22 protein-coding genes are annotated in these 26,321 nt (G+C 70.9%); 12 read left to right on the forward strand and 10 right to left on the reverse strand.

Translation table 11 applies throughout. The features are described from left to right. The first annotated feature begins 1 nt into the window (after window position 1). Window positions 2-2,863, forward strand: a complete 2,862-nt coding sequence (locus OG584_RS11875) for an NHLP bacteriocin export ABC transporter permease/ATPase subunit (protein ID WP_405777758.1) — start codon at window positions 2-4, stop codon at window positions 2,861-2,863. Window positions 2,864-2,876: 13 nt separating this feature from the next. Continuing rightward, window positions 2,877-3,155 (forward strand): hypothetical protein, encoded by a 279-nt coding sequence (locus tag OG584_RS11880; protein ID WP_405777760.1) that lies wholly within the window; start codon window positions 2,877-2,879, stop codon window positions 3,153-3,155. 119 nt (window positions 3,156-3,274) lie between these two features. On the opposite strand, the gene OG584_RS11885 is transcribed toward OG584_RS11880, so the two are convergent. The 4 genes from OG584_RS11885 to OG584_RS11900 form a co-directional block, all read right to left on the reverse strand. Next, window positions 3,275-4,744, reverse strand: a complete 1,470-nt coding sequence (locus OG584_RS11885) for a gluconate:H+ symporter (RefSeq protein ID WP_328319341.1) — start codon at window positions 4,742-4,744, stop codon at window positions 3,275-3,277. A 137-nt stretch (window positions 4,745-4,881) separates the two neighbouring features. Next, window positions 4,882-5,292: a RidA family protein gene (locus OG584_RS11890; protein ID WP_266853723.1), complete on the reverse strand. Its 411-nt coding sequence runs from the start codon at window positions 5,290-5,292 to the stop codon at window positions 4,882-4,884. Further along, window positions 5,289-6,083 carry an IclR family transcriptional regulator gene (locus tag OG584_RS11895; protein ID WP_405777762.1) on the reverse strand — a complete coding sequence of 265 codons (795 nt, stop codon included), beginning with the start codon at window positions 6,081-6,083 and terminating at the stop codon, window positions 5,289-5,291. The genes OG584_RS11890 and OG584_RS11895 overlap by 4 nt, the downstream gene beginning before the upstream one ends. Then, entirely contained in the window at window positions 6,080-7,147 is a 1,068-nt protein-coding gene (locus tag OG584_RS11900) for a sugar kinase (protein WP_405777764.1), read from the reverse strand. Before OG584_RS11900 ends, OG584_RS11895 begins: the two co-directional genes overlap by 4 nt. A 134-nt stretch (window positions 7,148-7,281) precedes the next feature. Here OG584_RS11900 and OG584_RS11905 point away from each other — a divergent pair, with 134 nt between their 5' ends. From OG584_RS11905 to OG584_RS11925, 5 genes are all read left to right on the forward strand, one after another. Further along, complete coding sequence (locus tag OG584_RS11905) at window positions 7,282-8,577, forward strand: amino acid deaminase (RefSeq protein WP_405777766.1); 1,296 nt, start codon at window positions 7,282-7,284, stop codon at window positions 8,575-8,577. A gap of 95 nt (window positions 8,578-8,672) precedes the next feature. Then, window positions 8,673-10,277 carry an amidohydrolase family protein gene (locus OG584_RS11910; RefSeq protein WP_405777768.1) on the forward strand — a complete coding sequence of 535 codons (1,605 nt, stop codon included), beginning with the start codon at window positions 8,673-8,675 and terminating at the stop codon, window positions 10,275-10,277. 109 nt (window positions 10,278-10,386) lie between these two features. After that, complete coding sequence (locus tag OG584_RS11915; protein WP_405777770.1) at window positions 10,387-11,598, forward strand: pyridoxal phosphate-dependent aminotransferase; 1,212 nt, start codon at window positions 10,387-10,389, stop codon at window positions 11,596-11,598. Window positions 11,599-11,693: 95 nt separating this feature from the next. After that, window positions 11,694-12,080, forward strand: coding sequence for a hypothetical protein (locus OG584_RS11920; protein ID WP_405777772.1), 387 nt, complete (start codon window positions 11,694-11,696; stop codon window positions 12,078-12,080). A gap of 107 nt (window positions 12,081-12,187) precedes the next feature. Next, window positions 12,188-12,385, forward strand: coding sequence for a hypothetical protein (locus tag OG584_RS11925; RefSeq protein ID WP_405777774.1), 198 nt, complete (start codon window positions 12,188-12,190; stop codon window positions 12,383-12,385). Between the two features lie 148 nt (window positions 12,386-12,533). On the opposite strand, the gene OG584_RS11930 is transcribed toward OG584_RS11925, so the two are convergent. Continuing rightward, on the reverse strand, window positions 12,534-14,366 hold the full coding sequence (locus tag OG584_RS11930) for a phosphoenolpyruvate carboxykinase (GTP) (RefSeq protein ID WP_405777776.1): 1,833 nt from the start codon (window positions 14,364-14,366) through the stop codon (window positions 12,534-12,536). A gap of 234 nt (window positions 14,367-14,600) precedes the next feature. On the opposite strand from OG584_RS11930, the gene OG584_RS11935 reads away from it, so the two are divergent. Further along, on the forward strand, window positions 14,601-15,269 hold the full coding sequence (locus OG584_RS11935) for a hemolysin III family protein (protein ID WP_405777778.1): 669 nt from the start codon (window positions 14,601-14,603) through the stop codon (window positions 15,267-15,269). Between the two features lie 69 nt (window positions 15,270-15,338). Here OG584_RS11935 and OG584_RS11940 read toward each other — a convergent pair whose 3' ends face one another. Further along, window positions 15,339-17,360: a thioredoxin domain-containing protein gene (locus OG584_RS11940; protein WP_405777780.1), complete on the reverse strand. Its 2,022-nt coding sequence runs from the start codon at window positions 17,358-17,360 to the stop codon at window positions 15,339-15,341. 218 nt (window positions 17,361-17,578) lie between these two features. Between OG584_RS11940 and OG584_RS11945 the strand changes: the two genes are divergently transcribed. Both OG584_RS11945 and OG584_RS11950 read left to right on the forward strand, forming a co-directional pair. After that, on the forward strand, window positions 17,579-18,145 hold the full coding sequence (locus tag OG584_RS11945; protein WP_405777782.1) for a Uma2 family endonuclease: 567 nt from the start codon (window positions 17,579-17,581) through the stop codon (window positions 18,143-18,145). A gap of 229 nt (window positions 18,146-18,374) precedes the next feature. Continuing rightward, entirely contained in the window at window positions 18,375-21,584 is a 3,210-nt protein-coding gene (locus OG584_RS11950) for a tetratricopeptide repeat protein (protein WP_405777784.1), read from the forward strand. Between the two features lie 98 nt (window positions 21,585-21,682). Here the strand turns inward: OG584_RS11950 and OG584_RS11955 are convergent, their stop codons facing one another. Together OG584_RS11955 and mca are read right to left on the reverse strand one after the other, a co-directional pair. Continuing rightward, window positions 21,683-21,913 carry a hypothetical protein gene (locus tag OG584_RS11955; RefSeq protein WP_405777786.1) on the reverse strand — a complete coding sequence of 77 codons (231 nt, stop codon included), beginning with the start codon at window positions 21,911-21,913 and terminating at the stop codon, window positions 21,683-21,685. Window positions 21,914-21,915: 2 nt separating this feature from the next. Further along, window positions 21,916-22,797 carry a mycothiol conjugate amidase Mca gene (gene mca, locus OG584_RS11960; RefSeq protein ID WP_405777788.1) on the reverse strand — a complete coding sequence of 294 codons (882 nt, stop codon included), beginning with the start codon at window positions 22,795-22,797 and terminating at the stop codon, window positions 21,916-21,918. A gap of 97 nt (window positions 22,798-22,894) precedes the next feature. Here mca and OG584_RS11965 point away from each other — a divergent pair, with 97 nt between their 5' ends. Together OG584_RS11965 and greA are read left to right on the forward strand one after the other, a co-directional pair. After that, window positions 22,895-23,299 (forward strand): DUF4307 domain-containing protein, encoded by a 405-nt coding sequence (locus tag OG584_RS11965; protein ID WP_405777790.1) that lies wholly within the window; start codon window positions 22,895-22,897, stop codon window positions 23,297-23,299. Window positions 23,300-23,477: 178 nt separating this feature from the next. Next, window positions 23,478-23,975: a transcription elongation factor GreA gene (gene greA / locus OG584_RS11970; RefSeq protein ID WP_405777792.1), complete on the forward strand. Its 498-nt coding sequence runs from the start codon at window positions 23,478-23,480 to the stop codon at window positions 23,973-23,975. A gap of 228 nt (window positions 23,976-24,203) precedes the next feature. On the opposite strand, the gene OG584_RS11975 is transcribed toward greA, so the two are convergent. Together OG584_RS11975 and OG584_RS11980 are read right to left on the reverse strand one after the other, a co-directional pair. After that, window positions 24,204-25,058: an ABC transporter permease gene (locus OG584_RS11975; RefSeq protein WP_405777794.1), complete on the reverse strand. Its 855-nt coding sequence runs from the start codon at window positions 25,056-25,058 to the stop codon at window positions 24,204-24,206. Beyond that, window positions 25,055-26,119: an ATP-binding cassette domain-containing protein gene (locus OG584_RS11980; protein ID WP_405777796.1), complete on the reverse strand. Its 1,065-nt coding sequence runs from the start codon at window positions 26,117-26,119 to the stop codon at window positions 25,055-25,057. Before OG584_RS11980 ends, OG584_RS11975 begins: the two co-directional genes overlap by 4 nt. Window positions 26,120-26,321: the final 202 nt, after the last annotated feature.

The following is a 26,321-nucleotide window of genomic DNA, read 5'->3' on the forward strand; positions in this document are numbered from 1 at the left end:
CGTGACGTACACACATCAGGAGAACGCCGCAGGCGACCAGGTGGCCGCCGCGTTCGGCGCTCTCGGCGTGCCGGTGGACTGCACCGGGCTGCGCAGCCTGTCGCTGGAGGGACCCCAGGCCCTCTGGTTCGTCGCCGGGGGCGCACTCGACCTGTTCGCGGTGGACGCCGTCGCCCAGGGGCACTGGCACTTCCTGGGCCGGCTGGAGGCGGGGACGCTGCTCCTCGGGCCGGTCGAGGGTCCCCAGCACACCCTGGTGGGGCGGCCGCTGCGGGGCTGCGCGCTGCGCCGCATCGCGCTGCGGGAACTGCAGGGCCCCGGCCACGGCGGCGGCCCGTGGACGTACGACCAGCAGTACCTCAGCCAGTACGACACCCAGGACTCGGCCCTGAGCCTCCTGGAGCACGCTTTCGCCCTGGGCGTGGGCCGCAGCCAGCGGGTGCTGTTCGAGGCTCCGCTCGACGGCAGGACCGCCGGCGGCGATCCCGTGGGCGACGACGACATCCTGTGGCTGCCCGTCATGCCGGGCAGCGTCCAGTACGGGGCGTCGTACAGCGCGGACGCCGCCGGCGACCTGCTGGTCGACGGGTCGATGTGGCAGCGCATGGTCAACCAGCAGTTCCGGCTGCTCTCGGCACTCGACCGTTGGATCGAGCGTCTGGAGAGCGCGCACGAGACGCGGACGGCAGCTGGTATCAAGGCGGGCGAGACCGTCCGCGAGAACGCCGACCGGACACTCGTCGCCTCCATCGGCCGCCAGGGCAGGGGAAGTTCACGGCGCACGGCCTCCGGAGGCGGTGACGACGCGACGTACGCCGCGTGCAAGCTGGTCGCCGACGCGGCCGGGATCGCGCTGACGGAACCGGCGCGGAGCGGCGTGGTGAGCGAACGGACCGACCCGGTGGAGCGGATCGCGGTGGCCTCGCGGGTCCGCAGCCGCGCCGTCCGTCTCGACGGCCGCTGGTGGCGCGAGAACGCGGGCCCCCTGGTGGGGTACCGGGCCGCGTCCGGCGCACCGGTCGCGCTCCTGTGGCGGCGCGGGCGGTACGAGGCCGTGCATCCCACCAGCGGACGGCGCACCCGGATCGACGAGGCCCACCACAACACGGGCGACTTCGAACCGCGGGCCGTGATGCTGTACCGGCCACTGCCCGACCGGCCGCTGGGCCCGCTGCGGCTGCTGCGGTTCAGTGCGCGCGGCACCCGCGGCGACGTACGGAACCTGCTGGGCGCGGGACTGGTGACGGTCGCGATCGGCGCCCTGGTACCGGTCGCGACCGGGCGGGTGCTCGGCGAGTACGTGCCGAACGCCGAGTCGGACCTGATCGTCCAGGTGTCCCTCGCGGTGATGGTGACGAGCATCGTGTCCGCGGCTTTCATGCTGTTGCAGAACCTGACGGTCCTGCGGATGGAGGGCCGGATCGAGGGCGCGCTGCAACCGGCTGTGTGGGACCGGCTGCTGCGGCTGCCGACGCGCTTCTTCGCCTCGCGCTCCACGGGCGAGCTGGCCAGTGCGGCGATGGGCATCAGCTCGATCCGCAGGCTCCTTTCGGGCGTGGGCCCGCTGGTGGTGCAGGCCGGCACGGTCGGCGCGATGAACCTCGTCCTGCTGCTCTGCTACAGCGTGCCCCTCGCCCTGGCCGCCCTCGGCATGCTGGTGGTGATCGCGGCCGTCTTCCTCACCCTCGGGCTGTGGGAACTGCGGTGGCAACGGCGCCTCGTGGTGCTCGGCAACAAGCTCAACAACCAGGCGTTCCAGACGCTGCGCGGGCTGCCGAAACTGCGCGTCGCGGGGGCGGAGAGCTTCGCATACGCGGCGTGGGCCGGGGAGTTCGCGCGCAGCCGGGAGCTCCAGCGGCGCGCGGGACGGATCAAGAACCTGACCACGGTACTCAACTCCGTCTATCTGCCGCTGTGTTCCCTGGTGATGTTCATGCTGCTCGCGGGTCCGGCGCGGGGCAGCATGTCGGCGGGCGACTTCCTCACGTTCAGCACCGCGGTGACGATGCTGCTCACCTCGGTCACGCAGCTCACGGGTGCGGCGCTCTCGGCGGCAGCGGTGCTCCCGATGTTCGAGCAGATCAAGCCGGTCCTCGACGAGGCGCCCGAGGTACGCGCCGCCAGCACCCAGCCTGGCGCGCTGTCCGGGGAGATCGAGGCGCGCGGGGTGTCCTTCCGGTACACGGACGACGGCCCGCTCGTCCTCGACGACGTGTCGCTGTCCGTCCGGCCGGGCGAGTTCGTGGCGGTCGTCGGTCCGAGCGGCTGCGGCAAGTCGACGCTCCTGCGTCTGCTCATCGGCTTCGACCCGCCCGTCGCGGGCGATGTCCTGTACGACGGCCAGGACCTCACGGCGCTCGACCGGGCGGCGGTGCGCCGGCAGTGCGGGGTCGTGCTGCAGAACGCGCAGCCGCTGACCGGGTCGGTCCTGGACTGCATCTGCGGCGCCGAGGTGTTCACCCAGGAGGAGGCGTGGGAGGCGGCGGCGATGGCGGGTCTCGCCGAGGACATCAAGCGGATGCCGATGGGCCTGCACACGATGATCGCCGGGGGCGGCGCGATCTCGGGCGGGCAGCGCCAGCGCCTCATGATCGCGCAAGCGCTGATCCGGCGTCCTCGCATCCTCTTCCTCGACGAGGCCACGAGCGCGCTCGACAACGAGACCCAGCGCACCGTCATCGACAGCACCCGCGCGCTGAACGCGACCCGGATCGTCATCGCGCACCGCCTGTCGACGGTCATGGACGCGGACCGGGTCGTCGTGATGGCGGACGGCCGCATCGTCCAGCAGGGCCCGCCCGACCGGCTCCTCGCGGACGCGGACGGTCCGCTGCACGAGCTGGTGCGGCGCCAGATGGCGTAGGGGCGGCCGCGGCGTGCATGGCCATCGGCAGAGCCCTGAACCCTGCAGCGACGCGAAGCGCGCCGGGCAGCTGCTCGCGCTCGCCGCCATCCCCGCCGGGAAACGCCCCGGCGCGGTGGACGCCCTCGCCATGGTCATCGCCGCCCGCCATGTCAGCAGTGTGGTCGTGACCTCGGACGTACACGGCCTCGTGGCTTACCGGGATGCCCTGCCCCAGGCGGAACAGAGCGTCCGCGTCCTCCCCGTCTCGGGCCTCGCGGAGTTCATGTCCGGCAAGCGCGTCACCGTGTGATCCGTCTGCGGTCGGCCGCTGCCGCGCCGCATCCGGGGCGCCCGGTGTCACTCCGTACACACCTCGACCGGGGGGCGGGGCACGAGGCCCCGCCCCCCGGTCTTCGGAGACCTCAGCCTCTAGATCACCAGGCTGAGCAGCGCCGCGACCACGAAGCCCGCGACCGACAGGACGGATTCCAGCACCGTCCAGGACTTCAGCGTGTCCCGTTCCGAGATGCCGAAGTACTTGGAGACCATCCAGAAGCCGCCGTCGTTCACATGCGACGCGAAGATCGAACCGGCCGAGATGGCCATGATGATCAGCGCGAGGTGGGGCTGCGACAGGTGCTGGCCGTCGACCAGCGGCAGGACGATGCCCGCCGTGGTCACGATCGCCACGGTCGCGCTGCCCTGGGCCACCCGCAGCACCAGCGATATCAGGTACGCGAGCACGATGACCGGCAGACCCACGTCGTTGAAGGTCTTGGCCAGCGCACCCGCGATGCCGCTGCCGCTGAGGACCGCGCCGAAGATACCGCCGGCGCCCACCACCAGCAGGATGTTGCCGACCGGCTTGAGCGAGGCGGTCGAGACTGCCTCCAGGGACTTGCGCGACCAGCCGCGCCGGATGCCCAGCAGGTAGTACGAGAGGAAGAGCGCGATCGTCAGGGCGACGAAGGGGTGCCCGAAGAACTCCAGGACCGAGCGGAGTGTCGAGGGGTCCAGCGCGATGGAGGAGAAGGTCGCCAGCAGGATGAGGACCAGCGGGGTCCCGATGATCGCGAGGACCGTGCCCAGCGGGACCGGCTTCTCCTGCGGCTTGACGCCCTGCGCCTGCTGTTCGGCGGTGACCGCCGCCTTGGCCTCCTCGGCGGCCTCGACCATGTCCTGCGGCACCGGCACGAACAGGCGCTTGCCGATCCACGCGGCGTACACCCAGGCGGCCAGCACGGCGGGGATGCCGCAGGCCGCGCCGATCACGATGATCCAGCCGAGCGAGACGTGGAAGAGCGCTGCGGCGGCGACCGGGCCCGGGTGCGGCGGCAGGAACGCGTGGGTCATCGAGAGACCCGCGAGCAGCGGCATCGCGTACAGGATGATGGACTTGCCGGACCGCTTGGCGGCCGCGTAGACGATCGGCGCGAGGACGAAGATGCCGACGTCGAAGAAGACCGGGATGCCGAAGATGAGGCCGGTGAGCCCCATCGCGAGCGGGGCGCGCTTCTCGCCGAAGAGGTTCAGCAGCCGGGAGCTCAGCACCTCGGCGCCGCCCGAGACCTCGAGGATCGATCCGAGCATCGTGCCCAGGCCGATGATGATCGCGATGTGCCCGAGGATGCCGCCCATGCCCGACTCGATCATCGAGACGGACGACGACTTCTGGACCGTGCCGAAGAGTTCGGTGACCGAGAGACCGGCACCGAGGCCGACGGCTATGGAGACGCCGAGCAGGGCGACGAACGGTTGCAGCCTGACCTTGATGATCAGGAAGAGCAGGAGGGCGATGCCCAGGACGGCGACGGTCAGCAGACCGGTGGTACCCCCGACGATGGCGAGGAGACCGCCGGTGTGGGGTGGCGCTGCGGGTGTCTCAGCGGCGAAGTACATGGGGGAACTCCGTTGTTACCTCGGGGACTTCAGGGCAGGGGGACATCGGCACCCGGGGGTGCGGCGGGGCAGGGTGGAGCGCGGCACGGCGCCCCGGGAGGGGGAGGGGCGCCGTGCCGTGGTGCGGTACGGCGGTCTCAGCCGAGTACGGCGAGCGCGTCGATCTCGATGAGCAGGCCGGGCGGCAGGCCGACGTAGACCGTCGTACGGGCCGAGGCGGGCTGGGTGAGGCCCTGCTCCTCGAAGTACGCGTTGTAGATCTCGTTCAGCTCGGCGAAGTGCGCGACGTCCGTGAGGTAGACGCGCATCATCATCACGTCGTCCCAGGTCGCCCCGCCCTCCTCCAGGATCGCCTTGACGTTGGCGAAGGTCTGGAGGGTCTGCTCGCGCAGGGTCGGGCCCGCCGGGGTGGGCGCCTGGCCCTCGACGGCCGGCAGGAAGCCGACCTGGCCGGCGACCTGGAGGATGTTGCCCTTGCGGACGCCGTGCGAGAACTTCGCGGGCGGCGTGGTGTGGGTTGCGGGGGTGAGAGCGGTCTTCTCGGTCATGCCCTTGCTTCCTTCGGGGGGTGGTGCGGGGGGACGGACTTCGCCTGCGGCGCGGTGCCCGCGTACTCGCCGCTGATGGCGTCGGCCGTGCGGCGCACCAGCGGGAGCAGGGTGAGGAGTTCCTCTGCGGTCACGACCACATTGGGCGCCGACATCGACATGGCGGCGACAACACGGCCGTCCACGCCCCGGATGGGGGCTCCGACGCAGTTGATGGACTCCTCGTGGCCACCGAGGTCGGTGGCCCAGCCCTGTTCGCGCACCGTGGCCAGCTCCTTGAGGAAGGCGCCGGCGTTCGGTGTCGAACGGGCCGTGTAGGTGGGGTAGTCGAGCCGCTCGGCGACGGTGCGCCGCTCCGGCTCGGACAGGTCGGCGAGCAGCAGTTTGGCGACGGCCGCCACGGTGATAGCGACCGGCCTGCCGATCCGGGAGTACATCCGGACCGGGTAGCGGCTCTCGACCTTGTCGATGTAGAGGACCTCGTTCTCCTCGTACACCGCGAGGTGCACGGTGTGCCCGCACTCCTCGTTGAGCCTGGCCAGATGGGGGTGGGCGATCTCCCGGACGTCGAGGTTCTCGACGGCCTCCTGGGCGAGCGCGAAGAGCCGGGTACCCAGGCGGTAGCGCTGGTCCTGCTGGCGGTAGACGAGCCCGTGCTCGTGGAGGGTACGCAGCAGCCGCAGCGCGGTCGACTTGTGGACGCCGAGGCTCTCCGAGACCTGGCCGAGGTCGGCGGGGCCCCTGGCGAGCAGCGGCAGGATGGACAGAGCGCGGTCCACGGTCTGACTCATGGCGTACGTACCTCCTCGTCGGCGCCGGTCACGTCGGACACGGTCTCGGTCCAGCCGGGGCCGATCCGAAGTGTGCCCCAGTCGGTGTCGTCGAGAGCCGCGAGGCGGTCGGCCAGATCCCGCGACGGCGGGTCGGCCAGATCCCCGTGGACGGTGAGGGCGGCCGCGGCCATCAGGTGGCCGTGCCGGGCGCGGTCGCGGACCGGGAGGCCGCGCAGGGTGCCGGAGAGGAAACCGGCGGCGAAGGCATCACCCGCGCCCACCGGCGCGACGACGTCGACGCGCAGGGCCGGGACGGTGGTGACGGCGCCGGCTGAGCCTTCGGGGCCGGCGAAGACCGTGGCCCCGGCGGAGCCCCGCTTCACGACCAGCACGGCCGGCTCCGGCAGCGCGGCCCGGATGGCGGCCGCGCCGTGGACGCCCCAGGCCGCTTCCGCCTCGTCCTCGCCGACGAAGACCACGTCAGCCCCGCGCGCCAGCTCAAGCAGCACCCGCGGGCCCGCCCCTTCGGCGTCGCTCCACAGTCCGGGGCGGAAGTTCACGTCGAAGGAGACCAGCGGGCGGCCCGGCGCGTGGGCGGTCAGCTCACGCATCAGGGCCAGGCAGCCGGGTGAGAGGGCAGCCGTGATCCCGGAGAGGTGGAGCACCTTCCCGGACCACAGGACCGAGCGGTCCAGCACGCCGGGCGCCATCGCGCTCGCGGCGGAGCCGGCCCGGTAGTAGACGACCTCATGGTGATCGGCGTCACGGTCGTCGGCGGTGCGGAAGTAGACACCGGTGGGCCGGCGCGGGTCGCGCTGGACGGCCGATGTGTCGACCCCGTACGCCGCGACGGCCCCGGTCAGGTGGTCGCCGAAGCCGTCGGCGCCGACCCGGCTGATCCAGCGCGCGGAGTGTCCTGCGGCGGCCAGCGCGCACGCCACGTTGGACTCGGCGCCGCCGATGCCCCGGTGGAAGGAGGGGACGTCGGCGAGGCGGCCGGGCCGGGAGGGCAGGAACGTGACCATGGACTCGCCGAGACAGACGACGTCCACAGGGGGCACTGGGGTGTGCTGGGCGGTCACGATCGGTCTCGCTCCTCGGTGGTGGGCGGCCGGGGGCTTCGTTGACCCGGCGATGGCTCGGATGTTAGACAGCGGTGAGCGATATGCGCAATGAGCGTTGCACATGATGCAACGCGAACTCTCTGGGAGGTTCCATGGCGGGCGCGGCAGGCACAAGGGGTACGGCGGACGCACGGGAAACCGTCGGCGCGGAAGTGGTCGACCACCGCTTCAAGGGCCTGCCGCCCGGCGCCGAGGGCCAGACGGTCGCCGCCCTGGCGGCCGAGCGCCGGAACCTCTTCACCGGCGGTTTCACCACCCCCGTACTCGCGCTCTCGGCCGAGTCCGTCGAGCACAACCTCGCCCTCATGGAGACGTACTCCACACGGCACGGCCTCGCCTTCGCCCCGCACGGCAAGACGTCGATGGCCCCGCAGCTCTTCGACCGGCAGGCCGAGCACGGCGCGTGGGGCATCACCCTCGCCGTGCCGCACCAGGTCCGGGTCGCCCGCGCCTTCGGGGTGCAGCGGATCTTCGTCGCCAACGAGATCGTGGACGCGCCCGCGCTGCAGTGGATCGCCGCCGAACTCGCCGCCGACCCCGCCTTCCGCTTCCTCTGCTACGTCGACTCGGTGCGCGGTGTCGAGCTGATGGACGAGGCGCTGCGCGGCTGCGCCCGCCCCGTCGACGTGGTGGTCGAGCTGGGCGCGGGCGACGGCGCCCGGACCGGCGTGCGGACCCCGTCCGAGTGCGCGGCCGTCGCCGACGCGGTGGCCGCGACCGGGACGCTGCGGCTGGTGGGCGTCGCCGGATACGAGGGCGAGGTGCCCGACGCCGACGGCGAGAGGGTGCGCGCCTGGCTGCGCCGGCTCGTCACACTGGCCGCCGACTTCGACCGGGAGGGCCGCTTCGCCGGGCTCGACGAGATCGTGGTGAGTGCGGGCGGCAGCGCCTGGTTCGACGCGGTGGCCGATGTCTTCGCCGATGTTCCGGCGCTCTCCGCTCCTGTACTGAAGCTGCTGCGCTCCGGCGCCTACATCTCGCACGACGACGGCCACTACAAGCACCTGACGCCCTTCAACCGGGTGCCGTCCGAGGGCGCGCTCCAGCCGGCCTTCCGGCTCTGGGCGCAGGTCGTCTCGCGGCCCACCGCGGAGCAGGCGTTCGTCAACGCGGGCAAGCGGGACGCGGCGTACGACATCGACCTGCCGCAGGCGCAGGCCGTCCGCGACGCGCGCACCGGCGAGGTCCGCGACGCCACCGGCATCACCTGCACCGGCCTCTCCGACCAGCACGGCTGGCTGCGCACCACCGATGAGGCGCGCCTGGATGTCGGCGACTGGGTGGGGCTCGGGCTCTCGCACCCGTGCACCTCGTTCGACAAGTGGCAGCTGATCCCGCTCGTCGAGGCGGACGGCACGGTGACGGACTACATCCGCACCTATTTCTGACGTACGTACTTCTGACGTACTCCTGAGCGGCGGTCCGCCAGCGGCCACCGAGCGGGGACCAGGCAGCAGAGGGAACAGTGCAAGGGAGCACAGTCATGGATCTCGTCATCCGCGACGTCCGGGTCGTGGACGGGACCGGCGGGGCCTCGTACCGCGCCGACGTCGCCGTCGAAGGCGGCCGCATCACGTCCATCGTCCGCGAGGGGGCCGGTCAACGGCCCAGTGCGCCAAGGGTGGTGGAGGCGGGCGGCCTCGCCCTGTCCCCCGGCTTCATCGACATGCACGCCCACTCCGACCTGGCGCTGCTGCGCGACCCCGGTCACGAGGCGAAGGCCGCGCAGGGCGTGACGCTCGAAGTGCTCGGGCAGGACGGCCTGTCGTACGCACCGGTCGACGACCGCACACTGGCCGAGGTCCGCCGCGCCATCACCGGCTGGAACGGCGACGGTTCGGACATCGACTTCGACTGGCGCACCGTCGGCGGCTATCTGGACCGGCTCGACCGGGGCATCGCGGTGAACGCGGCGTACCTGATCCCGCAGGGCACCCTGCGGATGTACGCGATGGGCTGGGACGACCGGCCCGCCACCCCGGCCGAGACCGAGCGGATGAAGCAGCTGGTGGCCGAGGGGATGGAGCAGGGCGCCGTCGGCATGTCGTCCGGGCTCACCTACACCCCGGGCATGTACGCGGACGACGCGGAACTCACCGAGCTGTGCCGGGTGGTGGCCTCCTACGGCGGCTACTACTGCCCGCACCACCGCAGTTACGGCGCGGGCGCGCTCCAGGCGTACCAGGAGATGGTCGGCCTCACCCGGGCGGCGGGCTGCGCGCTCCATCTCGCCCACGCCACCATGAACTTCGGCGTGAACAAGGGGAAGGCACCCGAGCTGCTGGCCCTCCTCGACAGGGCACTGGACGACGGTGCGGACATCTCGCTCGACACCTACCCGTACACGCCGGGCTGTACGACGCTCGTCGCCATGCTCCCCAGCTGGGCGAGCGAGGGCGGACCCGACGCGATCATGGAGCGGCTGCGGGACGAGGAGACGGCCCGGAAGATCCGCCAGGTCATGGAGGTCGAGGGCGCCGACGGGTGCCACGGCGTGCCCATCGAGTGGGACGCCATCGAGATCTCCGGAGTGTCCGACCCCGCTCTCGACGGTTATGTCGGCCGCACGGTCGCGGCGAGTGCGCGCGAGCGCGGCGAGGAGCCATGGGTGACCGCGCGGCGGCTGCTGATCGAGGACGGGCTCGGTTCGACGATCCTCCAGCACGTCGGGCACGAGGACAACGTCCGGCAGATCATGCGCCACCGGGTGCACACCTCCGGCAGCGACGGGATCCTCCAGGGCACCAAGCCGCACCCGCGGGCGTACGGCACCTTCCCGCAGTATCTGGGCCGGTACGTACGGGAACTGGGTGTGCTGTCGCTGGAGGAGTGCGTGGCACACCTCACCTCGCGCCCGGCGGCCCGGCTGCGGCTGCCGGACCGCGGTCTCGTCCGTGAGGGTTACCGCGCCGACCTGGTTCTCTTCGATCCGGAGACGGTCGCGGCCGGCTCCACCTTCGAGGACCCGCGCACCCTGCCCACCGGTATCCCGCACGTCCTGATCGACGGCCGTTTCGTGATCGAGGACGGCAGGCGCACGGATGTGCTCGCGGGCCGCTCCGTCCGGCGCACCCCCCGGCGGGACTGACCCCGCCCCACCGACCGCGGTCCGCCCTGAACCCCCGCAGGGCGGGCCGCTCCCTCCTGTGGGGGAAAACACCAGGCCGTCGGCGTTACGTCACCGTAAGGTTGCGGACATGCAGGTGATCCAGTCAACGAAGCTCGCCAACGTCTGTTACGAGATCCGGGGCCCGGTGCTCGACGAGGCAATGCGGCTGGAAGCAGCAGGTCACCGCATCCTCAAGCTCAACACCGGCAACCCGGCCGCGTTCGGTTTCGAGTGCCCCCCCGAGATCCTCGAGGACATGCTCCGCAACCTCGGTGACGCACACGGGTACGGCGATGCCAAGGGGCTGCTTTCAGCCCGGCGCGCGGTGATGCAGCACTACCAGACCAAGGGCATCGAGCTGGGCGTCGAGGACATCTACCTCGGCAACGGCGTGTCCGAGCTGATCCAGATGTCGATGCAGGCGCTGCTCGACGACGGTGACGAGGTGCTGGTACCCGCCCCGGACTACCCGCTGTGGACCGCTTCGGTCTCGCTGGCGGGCGGCACGGCCGTGCACTACCGCTGCGACGAGCAGTCCGACTGGATGCCGGACCTCGCCGACATCGAGCGGAAGGTCACCGACCGCACCAAGGCGATCGTCGTCATCAACCCGAACAACCCGACGGGTGCGGTGTACGACGACGAGATGCTGCGCGGCATCGCGGACATCGCACGCCGCCACTCCCTGATCGTCTGCTCGGACGAGATCTACGACCGGATCCTGTACGACGGCGCCACGCACACACCGACGGCGGCCATCGCCCCCGATCTGATGGTCCTGACGTTCAACGGCCTGTCCAAGAACTACCGGGTGGCCGGGTTCCGCTCCGGCTGGATGGCGGTGTGCGGCCCGAAGGCACACGCCTCCTCGTACATCGAGGGCCTGACGATCCTGGCGAACATGCGGCTCTGCGCCAATATGCCCTCGCAGCACGCGGTGGCCACGGCGCTCGGCGGCCGGCAGTCGATCGAGGACCTGGTACTGCCGGGGGGACGCATCCTGGAGCAGCGCGACACGGCGTACGACCTGCTGACGCAGATCCCGGGCGTGACCTGCGTCAAGCCCAAGGGGGCGCTGTATCTCTTCCCGCGCCTGGACCCGAAGGTCTACAAGGTGAAGGACGACCGGCAGATGGTCCTCGACCTGCTGCGCGCCGAGAAGATCATGGTGGTGCACGGCACCGGGTTCAACTGGCCGGAGCCGGACCACTTCCGCATCGTGACGCTGCCCACGGCGAAGGAGCTGGAGGACGCGGTGACGCGGATCGGGAGCTTCCTGGACGGATACTCCCAGCGGTGAGCGTCACGACTTGAGTCACGACCTGGCTCAAGTTTAGACAGAATCTAAGTTAGGACGCTAGGATGGAGTCCTGCCCGCGAGGAGGAGGCCATCCCATGTACGAACCGATCCGCACCAAGTCGGTGCACACGGTGGCCGATGAGTCCGCGGAGGGCGGCTACCCCCGGCGCACTCGCGCCGAGGAGCTGGACATCCAGCTCGCGGGTCACCTGGCGGCGCTCCTCGCCGTGACGGACGAGCTCGGCCTGGCGGCCGAGGGCGACCGCATCGCGGAGCAGGTCGCCCGGTTGCGCGGCACCCCGCCGACCCGGCACGCGGGCCTCAGCAACGCCGCCCCGGCCGACCTGCACGAGCGGGCCCACCACCTGGCGGGCCGCGCCCTCCTGGTTGCGGCCTCCCGCGCGGACACCGCGGCGGCGATCCTCTCGGCGGAGCGGATGGACGCCCACCTGGCAGCACGGCACCTCGCCTGCGCCCACTGAACGGCCCCGGTTCGCGGGCCGTGGAGGCGCGCGGACCGGGTGCCATCAACCTCCCGTGGCCCTCGCGTAACGGCGGCCGGGATCAAGGCCGTTGATGTCCCGCGAGCATGAGCAGGCCCACGGCGATGAACGCGAGGTACGCCTGCACGGACATGGCTCTTGGGCTCCACGAGTCGCTCTCCGGGCTGGTGGACTGGGCCGAGCGGCACCGCACGGACACCGGCCGTGCCCACGCCGCCTGCGACGCGCCGCACAGCGGCGATCGGGAAACCGGCGGGAGCCCGGCCCCTGCCGGGCTTTCATAACGGCAAAAGGCCCGGCCCCGGAAGCCAGATCTGGCTTCCGGGGCCGGGCCGTACGCGGCGGGCCGGGATGACCCCACAGGTCAGGGCGGATGTCGGGTGAACCCGCCGCGTGGTTCAGGGTGGCGCGGTCCAGGGACGGAGCCGGGCGTCAGCCCAGGCGCTTCACCAGCGACCGGTACTCGTCCCACAGCTCCTTCGGCGCGTGGTCGCCGAAGGTGTTCAGGTGCTCGGGGACCAGCGCCGCCTCCTCGCGCCAGACCTCCTTGTCGACCGTGAGCAGGAAGTCCATGTCGGCCTCCGAGACGTCCAGGCCCTTGGTGTCCAGGGCGCCCTTGGCGGGCAGCACACCGATGGGGGTCTCGACGCCCTCGCCCGTACCTTCGAGGCGCTCGACGATCCACTTCAGGACGCGGCTGTTCTCGCCGAATCCGGGCCAGACGAACTTGCCCGCGTCGTTCTTGCGGAACCAGTTGACGTAGTAGATCTTCGGCAGCTTCGCCGGGTCCTTGTCGGCACCGACCTTGACCCAGTGACCCATGTAGTCGCCCATGTTGTACCCGCAGAACGGCAGCATGGCGAACGGGTCGCGGCGCAGCTCGCCGACCTTGCCCTCGGCGGCGGCCGTCTTCTCGGACGCGACGTTCGCACCGAGGAAGACGCCGTGGTTCCAGTCGAAGGACTCGGTGACCAGCGGCACCGCCGTCGCCCGGCGGCCGCCGAAGAGGATCGCCGAGATCGGCACGCCCTTGGGGTCCTCCCACTCGGGCGCGATGATCGGGCACTGCCCGGCCGGAGTGGTGAAGCGGGCGTTGGGGTGCGCGGCGGGCGTGCCGGACTCGGGCGTCCAGTCGTTGCCCTTCCAGTCCGTGAGGTGCGCGGGCGTCTCCTCGGTCATGCCCTCCCACCAGACGTCGCCGTCGTCGGTCAGCGCGACGTTGGTGAAGACCGAGTTGCCCCACAGCGTCTTCATGGCGTTGGCGTTGGTCCGCTCACCCGTGCCGGGCGCGACCCCGAAGAAGCCGGCCTCCGGGTTGATCGCGTACAGCTGACCGTCCTCGCCGAAGCGCATCCAGGCGATGTCGTCGCCGATGGTCTCGACGGTCCAGCCGGAGATCGTCGGCTCCAGCATCGCCAGGTTGGTCTTGCCGCAGGCCGAGGGGAACGCGGCCGCGACGTACTTGGACTCACCGCGCGGCGGGGTCAGCTTCAGTACGAGCATGTGCTCGGCCAGCCAGCCCTCGTCCCGCGCCATCACCGACGCGATGCGCAGCGCGTAGCACTTCTTGCCGAGCAGGGCGTTGCCGCCGTACCCGGAGCCGTACGACCAGATCTCCCGGTCCTCGGGGAAGTGCGAGATGTACTTGGTGGAGTTGCACGGCCACGGGACGTCGGCCTCGCCTGCGGCGAGCGGGGCGCCCAGCGTGTGGACGGCCTTCACGAAGAAGCCGTCGGAGCCGAGCTCGTCCAGGACCTCCTGGCCCATGCGCGTCATCGTGCGCATCGAGACGGCGACGTACGCGGAGTCGGTGATCTCCACACCGATCGCGGAGAGCGGCGAGCCGACCGGGCCCATGCAGAACGGCACGACGTACATCGTGCGGCCGCGCATCGAGCCGCGGAAGACACCACCCTCACCGCCGGCGCCCGTGAAGATCTCACGCATCTCCGCAGGGGCCTTCCAGCGGTTCGTCGGACCCGCGTCCTCCTCCTTGGCGGAGCAGATGAACGTGCGGTCCTCGACGCGCGCGACGTCCGACGGGTCGGAGGCGGCGTAGTAGGAGTTCGGGCGCTTGACCGGGTCGAGTTTCGTGAAGGTCCCCTTGGCCACGAGCTCACCGCACAGGCGCTCGTACTCGGCTTCGGATCCGTCACACCAGACCACACTGTCCGGTTGCGTCAGCTCAGCGATCCCGTTCACCCACGAGATCAGTTCCTGGTGCTCGGTCGGAAGGACAGCGGGAGCCGCGATGTCGCGCGCCACGATTGCTCCAATGCACGTATTTGAGGAGATGAGGGTTGTTTTGCCCCTTGGGGGCTACGACCCGGATGCTTCGTAGCCGCTCATCCGGTGCCGCTCGCACTCATCTGATGATCCGCGTCTTCCGCCCATCTGTCCAGAGGGTCTCTCACGTGAGCGTCGCCACTCGGAACGCGGTTCTCCCGGCCGGCGCACCTGGCGCCCGGGAACCTACGGATACGTAGGTAGCATCGACATATGACTTCCGCCGCTCCCGGAGCGACCGCGCTCATCCCGCAGGCGGTGAAACCGCGACTGCGCGGCTGGCTGCACGCCGGAATGTTCCCCGCCGTCATCGTCGCGGGGCTCGCGCTCGTGGCCCTCGCCGACTCCACCCGCGCCCGCGTCGCCTGCGCGATCTACATCCTCACGGCCTGCATGCTCTTCGGGGTGAGCGCGGTGTACCACCGCGGCACCTGGGGCCGCACGGGCGAGGCCGTACTCCGCAGACTCGACCACGCGAACATCTTCCTGATCATCGCGGGCACCTACACACCGCTCACGCTGCTCCTGCTCCCCAGTTCGACCGCGACCCCGCTGCTCTGGGCGGTCTGGGGAGCCGCACTCGCCGGGATCGCCTTCCGCGTCTTCTGGGTCGGTGCGCCGCGCTGGCTGTACACGCCCTGCTACATCGCGATGGGGTGGGCCGCCGTCTTCTTCCTGCCCGACTTCATGCGGGCAGGCGGTGTGGCCGTACTCGTCTGCGTCATCGCCGGCGGGCTCCTCTACAGCGCGGGCGGCGTGATCTACGCACTGAAGCGCCCCAACCCGTCACCGCGCTGGTTCGGTTTCCACGAGGTTTTCCACTCACTGACCCTGGCCGCGTTCATCACGCAGTACGTCGCGATCTCACTGATCGCCTACTGACGGCCCGCAGCGCACAAGGCGGTGGCCGGGACCTGTTCCTCTTCGGAACGGGTCCCGGCCACCGCTGCACTACGCGTCCTCCTGCACCCCGCCCAGCTGCTCGGCCAGCACCGCCGGATCGGGGGTCGGCGCGCTGCACGTGAAATTCCGGCAGACGTACGCGGCGGCGCGCCCGTCGATCAGCGGCCGGTCCCGCAGCAGCGGGAACTCGTCACTGCCGCTCTCCCCCACCGCGACCACCGCACCCGGCGCCGTGGCCAGCAGAGCGGCGCGGTGCAGGGCCGACGTCCCCGGATCACCGGCGGGCCCCACGACAGCCACCTCGCGCGGCCCGTCGAGGGCGGCCTCGGCCACCGCGAGCCCCCAGCCGATGAAGCGCGGCGCACGCGGGCCGAGCGCCTTCACCACACCGAGCGCCCGTTCGGCGGCGGTGCGGTGGGCCTCGGAGCCGGTGTGCGCGGCGTACGAGAGCAGCGCCCCGGCGGCGGCGGTCCAGCCCGAGGGGGTCGCGGTGTCCGTCGGGTCCTGGGGGCGGCGGATCAGCGGCTCGGCGTCGTGCGCGGTGTCGTAGAGCGTGCCGTCATCGCCGGTGAACTGGTCGAGTACGAGATCGAGCAGGAACCCGGCGAACTCCAGCCAGACCCCTTCGCCGGTGACCCCGGCCAGTGCGAGGAACCCTTCGGCGACATCGGCGTAGTCCTCCAGGACACCGGAGTTGGCCCCGACCCGGCCGTCCCTGGACGTACGGGAGAGCCGGGCGCCGTCGTCCATGTGCAGCCGCACCAGGAGATCGGCGGCCTCGGTGGCCCGCTCGACCAGGTCGGGCCGGTCGAAGCAGGCGCCGGCCTCGGCGAGTGCGGCGACGGCCAGGCCGTTCCACGCCGCGACGACCTTGTCGTCCCGGCCGGGCGCGGGCCGCAGACCCCGCGCGGCGAGCAGCCGCTCACGCAGCTCGGCGGGGACGTCGTCGCCCGGCAGCTGAAGGACGGAGGAGCCCTCCTCGAACGTCCCCTCATCGGTGACCCCGTACAGCAGAGCGGCCCGCTCACCGTCCTGCTCGCCCAGCGCCTCGCGCAGCTGGGCCGGGGTCCACACGTAGTAGGCACCCTCGACGTGCCGCCCGTCCGCGTCCTCACTGTCGGCGTCCAGCGCGGAGGCGAACCCACCCTCGGGGGTGCGCAGTTCACCGGCGATGAAGTCGGCGGTCTCCAGGGCCACCCGGCGCGACAGATCCGATCCGGTGGCCCGCCAGAGGTGCGTGTACACCCGGCAGAGGAGAGCGTTGTCGTAGAGCATTTTCTCGAAGTGGGGCACCCGCCACTCCCGGTCGACTGAGTACCGGGCGAACCCGCCGCCGAGCTGGTCGTACATCCCGCCGCGCGCCATCGCCCCGCAGGTGTCGGCCGCCATCTGGAGGGCGCCGTCGGAGCCGGTACGGGCGTGGTGGCGCAGCAGGAACTCGACGGCCATGGACGGCGGGAACTTGGGTGCGCCACCGAATCCGGCGTTCTTGGCGTCGTACTCGCGGGTCAGCGCCAGCAGCGCACGCGCGAGGTCGTCCGCACCGGGCGGGCCGGCCGCATCGTGAGCGAGGGAGCGGCCCGCCAGATCCTCCACCACCTTGGCGGCGACCTCGTCCACCTCACCGCGCCGGTCGGTCCACGCACCGGTGACCCCTTCGAGCACCTGCTGGAAGGAGGGCATGCCGTGCCGGGGCTCGGGCGGGAAGTACGTACCGAAGTAGAAGGGCCGGGCCTCGGAGTCGAGGAACACGGTCATCGGCCAGCCGCCCTGGCCGGTGGCGGCCTGGACGGCCTCCATGTAGACGGCGTCGATGTCCGGACGCTCCTCCCGGTCGACCTTGACCGGGACGAAGTGCTCATTGAGGTAGGCGGCGGTCGGCTCGTCCTCGAAGGACTCGTGGGCCATGACGTGACACCAGTGGCAGGACGAGTACCCCACGCTGAGCAGCACCGGCACCCCACGCCTGCGCGCCTCCTCGAAGGCCTCGGCCGACCAGGGCCACCAGTCGACCGGATTGTCGGCGTGCTGAAGCAGATAGGGCGAGGTCGTGCCAGCCAAACGGTTCACGGCAATCACCCTCTCATGCCGCTCCTGACGGCACAGTCAGGCCGAGCTCCGCCCGGAGAAGGTGTCCCGGCGCCCTGCGTCACCGGTGCTCCGGAACAGAGAAAAAGAACGAGGAGAAGGGAAGCCGTCGCGCTCTTGCGAAGCGGTCCCGGCATCGCAGGACAGTAGGCTGAGACCGACAGCGCTGGACTGTCGAGGCTCCTCGAAGGAGGTACACCGTGACCGCCGAGATGGTGGCGCCCGCGTGGATGCATACGCAGATCAGCGCGGAGCAGTACGACTCCTGGTCCGATGAGCAGTGTGCCGGCATTGAGATCGTGGACGGGATGGTCGTCGTGAGCCCGAGCGCGTCCAAGCGGCACAACCGGCTGGCCCGGATCCTGGCCAATGCCCTGGACACCGCCGCGGGCCCGGACTGGAACGCCGACACGGACTTCGACGTCCGCCTGCAGGACGTTCCGCTCACCAACCGCCGTCCGGACGTCGTCGTCTACCGGGCTGAGACCATCGACCTCACGCCCACCCGCCCCGAACATGTACTCCTGGTCGTCGAGGTCGTGTCGCCGGGTTCGGAAACCACCGACCGGATCGTGAAGGTGGACCAGTACGCCAAGGCCGGGATCCAGTTCTACTGGCGGATCGAGCAGGCCGCAACCGGTGTCCCGCTCGTCTACACCTACGTTCTCGACCCCGCCACCAAGGCCTACCGGGACGGCGAGGTGTTCACCGGCGTGATCAAGGCCGCCGCGCCCTTCCCCGTCACCGTCGGCCTGGGAGCCGTCTGACGCGCTGGAAGATCATTTCGTTTGCGAGGCCCGCCCTCCGGTGATGCACTCCCCTCGGTGATGCCCATGCGGTCAGCAGCCTCCCGCAGAGTCATCCCCCGGCCGGGCCGCCGGATCCTTCGTGGGTCCGTTCCCCGAGGTGGATCCTCCCGGCCAGGCTCCCTCGCGCTCAGCCGCCCCGCGCAGGACACTTGCCTTCCGAACGGAATATCCCGGAGGGGGAATGCAGATGCGGGACGGCCATCGGGCTGAAGCAGAGCGGCTGTTGGTGCGCGCCGTGGAGGAAGAGGTGCGGCGGGCGGGCGGCCGGGCCGACGCGGGGACGCTGCTGGCACGTGGGCGCGGTGCGCTCGATTCGCTGGCCGTGAGCGCCGCGGACGAGTACGCCGCGTACACCCGCGCCCTGGACGCGGCGCAGGCCGAACAGCATCCGCTCTCCGCGCACTTCAACCGCGCTTCGCTGGCAACGCCCGCGCTGGTCACCGTGGTTGCGGCGGTGGCCGCGTGCGGTGCGGACCTGGCGCTCGGCACCGGCGCAGGGACCGCAATCGGTTCGGGCGCGGTCGTCGCCGTCGCCGGGGCCGCCGCCACCGTGGCCAGAGTGACCGCGGCGCACTGGCCCGCCGCCCACCGCAGGGCCGGGGCCCAGGGGCAGCCGGGCGGGACCGAGCAGCTGCGCCTCCAGTGGCTCACGGCGCTGGAGGTACGGGGCATCCGCCCGTACCTGGACCAGCAGCGGATGCTCGCCGTGCCGCAGAAGAAGACGAAGAGTTCGGTGCCGCCGCAGCTGCGGGGCACCGACAAGAGCGCGGCCGCACGCAGGCGGTCCACGCTCGACCAGTCGTTCAGTCACCTGCCGGAGCCGGACGGCCCGTTCGCGGGACGCAGGCAGGAGATGGCGCAGATCGCCCGGTGGGTGCACGCGGCCCGCGCCTCCACCGAGACCCGGCCGACGGTCGTGGTGCTCCACGGCGCCCCCGCCTCGGGGCGCACCACCCTCGCCGTACGCGCGGCGCACCAGCTCAAGGACCAGTTCCGCGGGGCGTGCGTGGTCGATCTGCGCGGTGCGACCCGGGACGAGCCGCCGCTTTCGACGAGGGACGCACTGCTCCACCTCCTGAACCGGCTCGGCGCGCCGCGCGAGCAGCTGCTCTTCCGCGATCGCTCCTCGCCCGAACAGCAGTTGAAGCGGTTGGGCGAGCTGTACCACCAGCATCTGACGGACCTTGCCGTCACCGTCGTACTGGATGACGCGTCGGACCCCGAGCAGGTGCGCGCGCTCGTGCCGGAAGGCTCGGACAGCCTGGTCCTGGTGACGTCGGGGGCCCCGGTCGGACTGCCTTCGGACATCCCGGCGTGGGTGCACCAGCTGCCCGTCGAGGCCCTGGACGCGGCCGGTTCGGAGGAGCTGCTCCGGGAGACGGCGGAGGAGTCGGAGAGTCCCTACGACGCCGAATCCACCGACCTGGTGGCCGAGTTGTGCGGCGGGCTGCCGCTGGCCCTGCGGGTGGCCGGATCCTCGCTCGGTCCCCGGTCGACGCGTGAGCTCGCCGCGCACCTCGGCACCTACGGACAGCTCACCCCGGTACAGCGCGCGCTGACGCTGCGCTACAGCGACCAGCCCGAGCAGGGCCGGCGGCTGCTGCGGCGGCTCGCGCTGGCCGGACGCGCCAGCCTGGGGGCGGCGGCGGCCGCGGCTCTGCTGGGCGCCGACGACCAGGAGGCCAGGCGGCTGCTGACCCTGCTCTCGCGGGCGGGCCTCATCGACCATGTGCGCGGCAGCCGTTACCGGCTGCACGACGCGGTGCGGACGTTCGCGCAGGCGAGGCTGGAGGACGAGGAGGAGCCGCAGGAGCGCACGGCGGCGCAGGAGCGGCTGATCCAGAGTTACGCGGAACTCGCGGACGCGGTGATCCGGCTGGTGGACGGCAAACTCTCCACCCGGGCAGGGCAGTTCGGACCGCACGGCTTCACTTCACTGGACGCGGCGCTGCGCTGGCTCGACGAGGAGTCCAGCTTCATCACTTCGGCGCTGCGCCAGGCCGACGGCGTCGATCAGGACGTGGTGCTGCATCTGCTGGGTGCGCTCTGCGACTACTGCCTGCTGCGCGGGGATCTCTACCGGCTGGGCGAGATCAGTGAGCTGACGCAGGCCGTGGGCAAGGGGCTGCTCGCCAGGTCGGTGCAGTGGCGTACCGGGATCGCGGCCCGTCAGCTCGGTGAGCTGGACAAGGCGCGTACGACCCTCACCTCGGTCGTGGACCTCTACCACGAGGCGCAGCAGGAGGCCGGTGAGGCGCTGGCGCTCTGTTCACTCGGCATCACCCTGCACCACCAGGGCAATCTGACGGAGGCGGCGGCGCGGCTGCGGGAGGCCATCGCCCTGCAGGCGGCGCCGGAGCTCGCTGCGGACCGTGCCTGGTCGCTGCATGCGCTGGCGGCGGTGGAGCGTGATCTGGCGCATCTGCCGGAGGCGCTGACGCTGCTCTCGACGGCGCTCACCCTGCACCAGGAGAGCGACTCGCTGCACGGTGAGGCGTGGACGCACTTCCAGCTGGGCCAGCTGTGTCTGCGGCTGGGCGACGTGGTCCGGGCCGACGAGGAGCTGCGGACGGCCCTCGACGCGTACGGGCGGACCAGGGACGGCCGGGGCGAGGCCTGGGCGATGACCCAGCTGGCACGGGCCAGGCTGGTCGACGGTGAAGCCCCGGCCGCGGTGGACCAGCTGCGCCAGGCGCTCTCCCGCCACCGGGACAACGAGGACGCTCGGGGCGAGGCGTGGACGCTCTACTACCTGGGCCAGGCCCTGGAGGAGTGCGGCGACCGCGATCAGGCGGTACGGGAGCTGGAGCGGGCCCGGACGATGTTCTCGCGGATGCGTGACGTGTACGGGCTCGCCTGTGCCAGGCACCACGCGGGGCGGGTCACGCGTGACCAGCGCGCGGCGCAGACGGGCAACCTCCGCAACAGCGGTTTCGCCCGCCAGCTGCTGGTCGACGCTCGGGCCGACTTCCGCCGGATCGGTGTGGCGCACGGCGAGGCGTGGACCTGCCTGGAGCTGGCCCTGATCGACGCGGGCAACGACCGTGCGGGCCAGGCGCTCCAGCTGTGCGACGAGGCGGCGGCGCTGTTCGCGTCGTACGACGACAGGAGGGGCGGCGACTGGGCCGCGTTCCTGCGCTGCACGCTGCTGCCGTACGCCTCGCCCGGCGGCTCGGAGGTGGGGGCCGCCGTCGCGGCGGAGGAACTCTCCCAGCTGATCCGCGCGGGGCACCCGGGCCGCGACACCGGTCTCTCCGACTGCGCGGAGGCGTACGCCCTGGTACTGGATCGCGGGGTGTCGCTGGACGACGGCTGGCAGGCCTGGCTGCTCGGCATGGTGCCGGGCCGGCACGCCCGCGAGATCATGGGCGTACCGGTCCCGGCGGCCCGGGGGTAGACCCCCGCGGCCGGGCAGCCGTACGCACACCCGGTGGCCGGACGGGCGATTCGGCCCGTCCGGCTCCCGTACCGCCCGGGGGCGCGGCCCCGCGGGCGTCAGCCCTGCTTGCCGCCGTCGGCTCCGGTGGGCCGCGCCGGGTCCGCCTGCGGCTCCGGGGCTTCCTTGAAGGACACCCGGCCCATGTGCCGGCTCATCGACTTCATCAGCAGCCACACGCCCACGGCCAGGGCCGCGAAGACGATGAAGCCGAGAAGCCCGGGAGTCACCTTGTTGTCGTCGACCTCGGCGAGAGGGACGAGGTGCGTCAATGCCTGGCTAGCGCTCATAACTAGGCATTGTCCCGGATGCCCGCAAAGAGGTCGTCCTCGGGGAGGGATGTCGGCACGAGGGACTTCGCGAGCTCGTACTCCTCGGTCGGCCAGACCTCCTGCTGGATCTCCATCGGGACGTGGAACCAGCCCCCGTCGGGGTCGATCTGTGTGGCGTGCGCGATCAGCGCCTTGTCCCGGATCTCGAAGAAGTCCGCGCAGGGAACATGCGTGGTCAGGGTGCGTTCGGCGCGCTCGAACTGCTTCCAGCGCTCCAGCCACTCCGCGTACGGCGACTCCAGGCCCCGTGCCAGCAGCGCCTCGTGCAGGGCTACGGTGCGCGGCTTGTTGAAGCCCTGGTTGTAGTAGAGCTTCTGCGGCTGGAACGCGGGCCCGAACTCGGCCTCGGGGTACTTCTCGGTGTCCGCCGCCCCGTCGAAGGCCACCATGGAGATCTGGTGGGTCATGATGTGGTCCGGGTGCGGGTAGCCGCCGTTCTCGTCGTACGTGGTGATGGCCTGCGGCCGGAATTCCCGGATCAGCCGCACCAGGCGGCCCGCCGCAACCTCTGCGTCCTGCAGCGCGAAGCAGCCCTCGGGCAGCGGAGGAAGCGGGTCGCCCTCGGGCAGGCCCGAGTCGACGAAGCCCAGCCAGGCCTGCTTGACCCCGAGGATCTCGCGGGCCTCGTCCATCTCCTTCTTGCGGACTTCGTGGATGTTCTCCTCGATGTAGGCGTCACCCTGCAGTTTGGGGTTGAGGATGGAGCCGCGCTCGCCTCCGGTGCAGGTCACGACCAGCACGTCCACCCCCTCGGACACGTACTTGGCCATGGTCGCCGCACCCTTGCTCGACTCGTCGTCGGGGTGGGCATGGACGGCCATCAGGCGAAGCTGCTCAGTCAAGACAGGATCCTCAGTGATTCGTCGCAATCGGCGGCTTCTATAGTGACCGACTGAGGGGACGGAAAATTCCGGGATCCCCTGCACTGGAGGAACGATCATGACGGCGGTTGGCGAACAGCTTCCCGAGGGCCGCTACGGCCGGTCGGCGGATGAGCGCGCGGACCGCAAACTGAAGGTGATCGGGGCGGTACTCGGCGTCGTCGTACTGGGGATCGTCGGCTGGTTCGGTTACCAGTCCATCGGCGGGAAATCCATCAGCGGCGAGGTCATCACCTGGGACATCGCGTCGGACCACACGGTGGACGTCCATCTGGAGGTCCGCAAGGACGCCGCCCTCCACGGCACCTGCACCCTGCGGCTGCGGGCCACCGACGGCGACGAGGTCGGCCGCAAGGACGCCAGGTTCGACCAGGAGAAGAAGCGGATCGACCAGGTCGTCACGGTACGGACCACGTCCAGGGCCACCTCCGTCGAACTCGTCGGCTGCCAGACCACCTCCTGACCCCGGTCCGCCCGGCGCCCCGCCGCACACGTTCCGGACCCGCCGGTGCGCGTACGGCCGCTTCGGTCCTCCCCCTTCGGCTCCGGAATTGTTAGGCTCGTGGTTTCGCCCGCCCCTGGAGGCACATCCTTCTGGGTAGGGCGATGCTTTGTATTTCCGGTACCTACGAGGAGCACCAGTGACCCAGACCAGCGAAAACGTCACCTGGCTGACCCAGGAGGCGTACAACCAGCTGAAGGCTGAGCTGGAGTATCTGTCGGGTCCCGCACGCTCGGAGATCGTCACCAAGATCGCGGCGGCCCGCGAGGAGGGTGACCTGCGCGAGAACGGCGGGTACCACGCGGCCAAGGAGGAGCAGGGAAAGCAGGAGCTGCGCGTGCGCCAGCTGACCCAGCTGCTCGAACACGCGAAGGTCGGCGAGGCCCCCGCGGCCACCGGCGAAGCGGCGCCCGGCATGGTCGTCACCATCGCGTTCGACGGTGACGAGGACGACACGATGACGTTCCTGCTCGCCTCCCGCGAGTACGCGAGCTCGGACTTCGAAACCTACTCCCCCCAGTCCCCGCTGGGCACTGGTGTGATCGGCAAGAAGGTCGGCGAGAACGCCGAATACGAACTGCCGAACGGCAAGACGGCGACGGTGAAGATCCTCAAGGCCGAGCCGTTCCAGGGCTGACCCCCCGTGTGCGTCATCTGAGCCCCCGGCCGCCTGCTGCGGCCGGGGGCTCAGATGTGGGAGCGGTGCTCGGCGGGGCGGGCGTCCGGGTCCGACACGCCCGGGTCGCCGAAGAGGCTCGGCAACCCGGGACGGCCGCGCCAAGAGGGGCCGCGAGGGGCGAACGCTGCGGAGAGGTACGTCACAGGCCGCTCGGCGCGCCGGGCGGATGGCGGCAGGAAGCAGCCGTCAGCCGGCTGCCCGCCGGTACTTGCGGACGGCGAGCGTCCGGAAGACCAGGATGATCACGACGGACCAGATCAGCGAAGCCCAGACCGGGTGCTGCATCGGCCAGGCACCGGACGACGAGACTCCCGGGTTGCCGAAGAGTTCACGGCACGCCTGGACCGTGGCGCTGAAGGGGTTCCAGTCGGCGATCGGCTGGAGCCAGGAGGCCATCTGGCTGGAGTCCACGAAGGCGTTCGAGATGAACGTCACCGGGAAGAGCCAGATCAGCCCGCCCGACGTGGCCGCCTCCGGCGTGCGTACGGTCAGACCGATCAGCGCGCCGATCCAGGAGAAGGCGTAACCGAGCAGGAGCAGCAGACCGAACGCGGCGAACATCTTGGGCACGCCGTTGTGGATGCGCCAGCCGACGAGTACGGCGACGACCGCGAGGACGACGACGGTCAGCGCGGTCTGGACGAGGTCGGCGAGCGTCCGCCCGGTCAGGACCGCGCCGCGCGCCATGGGCAGGGAGCGGAACCGGTCGACGAGCCCCTTGTGCATGTCGTCGGCGATACCGGCCCCCGCGCCGGCCGTGGCGAAGGTGACGGTCTGGGCGAAGATGCCCGCCATCAGGAAGTTCCGGTAGACGGTGGGGCTGGTGGTGCCGCCGACGCTCAGCGAACCTCCGAAGACGTAGCTGAACAGCACGACGAACATGATCGGCTGGATCAGCCCGAAGAGGACCACTTCGGGAATCCGGGTCATCCGGATCAGATTCCGTTTCGCGACGACCAGCGAGTCGGTGACCGACTGGGTGATCCCGCCGCGCGGCCGCGGGGCGAGTGGACCGGTTGGGGCATCAGTCGCGGCGCTCATTCGCCCGCCTCCTCAACGCTCTTGGCTGCGCTGTCCCCGGGGGCAGCGCTTGCGGGGGCCCCGCCTCCGGGGTTCTTGCCTCCGGGTCCGGAGGCCGGCTCGGAGCCGTCGTCGGTCTCCGCCTCCGCCACATGGCCGGTCAGCGAGAGGAACACGTCGTCGAGCGTGGGGCGACGCAGACCGATGTCGTCGATCTCGACGCCCCGTCCGTCCAGGTCCCTGATGACCTCGGCGAGCAGTTTGGCGCCGCCCGTCACGGGGACGGTCAGCTTGCGGGTGTGTTCCGCGATGGCCACGTCCCCCTTGCCGAGAGCCGCGAGCACGTCCCGGGCGGGGCCGATCTGGTCGGCCTGGTGGACGACGACCTCGACACGCTCCCCGCCGGTGCGGGCCTTGAGCTGGTCCGACGTACCGCGGGCGATGACCTTGCCGCGGTCGATGACGCAGATGTCGTGGGCCAGATGGTCGGCCTCCTCCAGGTACTGGGTGGTGAGCAGCAGCGTCGTGCCGCCTGCCACCAGCTCCTGGATGACTCCCCAGAGCTGCTGCCGGTTCCTGGGGTCGAGTCCGGTGGTCGGCTCGTCCATGAACATCACCGGCGGCGACACGACGAGGGCGGCGGCGAGGTCGAGCCGCCTGCGCATCCCGCCGGAGTACGTCTTGGCGGTCCGGTCGGCCGCGTCGGCGAGGTGGAAGCGGTCGAGCAGCTCGATCGCCCGCCGCTTCGCGTCGCGTGCGGACATCTGGTAGAGCTGTCCGACCATCTGGAGGTTCTCCCGGCCGGTGAGGTACTCGTCGACCGCGGCGAACTGCCCGGACAGGCCGATCGACCTGCGTACTTCCGTGGGGTGCTTGAGCACGTCGATCCCCGCGACGACCGCTCGCCCGCTGTCGGGCTGCAGCAGCGTCGTCAGAACACGGACGGCCGTGGTCTTGCCCGCGCCGTTCGGTCCGAGCAGACCGAGGACCGTTCCTTCCGGCACATCGAGATCCACGCCGTCCAGTGCTCTGACGTCGCCGAAGGTCTTCACCAGACCTTCGGCGTAAATGGCACCTGGCATGTGGCTTCCCCCATTTTTACATTTGGGTGCTTTTCAGCACACATCGTAAATTTGACGCCGCCAAACCGCCCTCCGGCGGGTGACGCGCACCACACACTATCGCGATGTATCGCGTATCGCAGGGGTTTCTCACAGCCGTTACAGCCGTGCCCCGCCGAGTCCACTCGTCCGCGTCCGAGTCCACCCGTCCGCATCCGAGTCC

The organism is Streptomyces sp. NBC_00859, from assembly GCF_045161865.1.
In the GTDB taxonomy this organism is placed as follows: Bacteria; Actinomycetota; Actinomycetes; order Streptomycetales; family Streptomycetaceae; genus Streptomyces.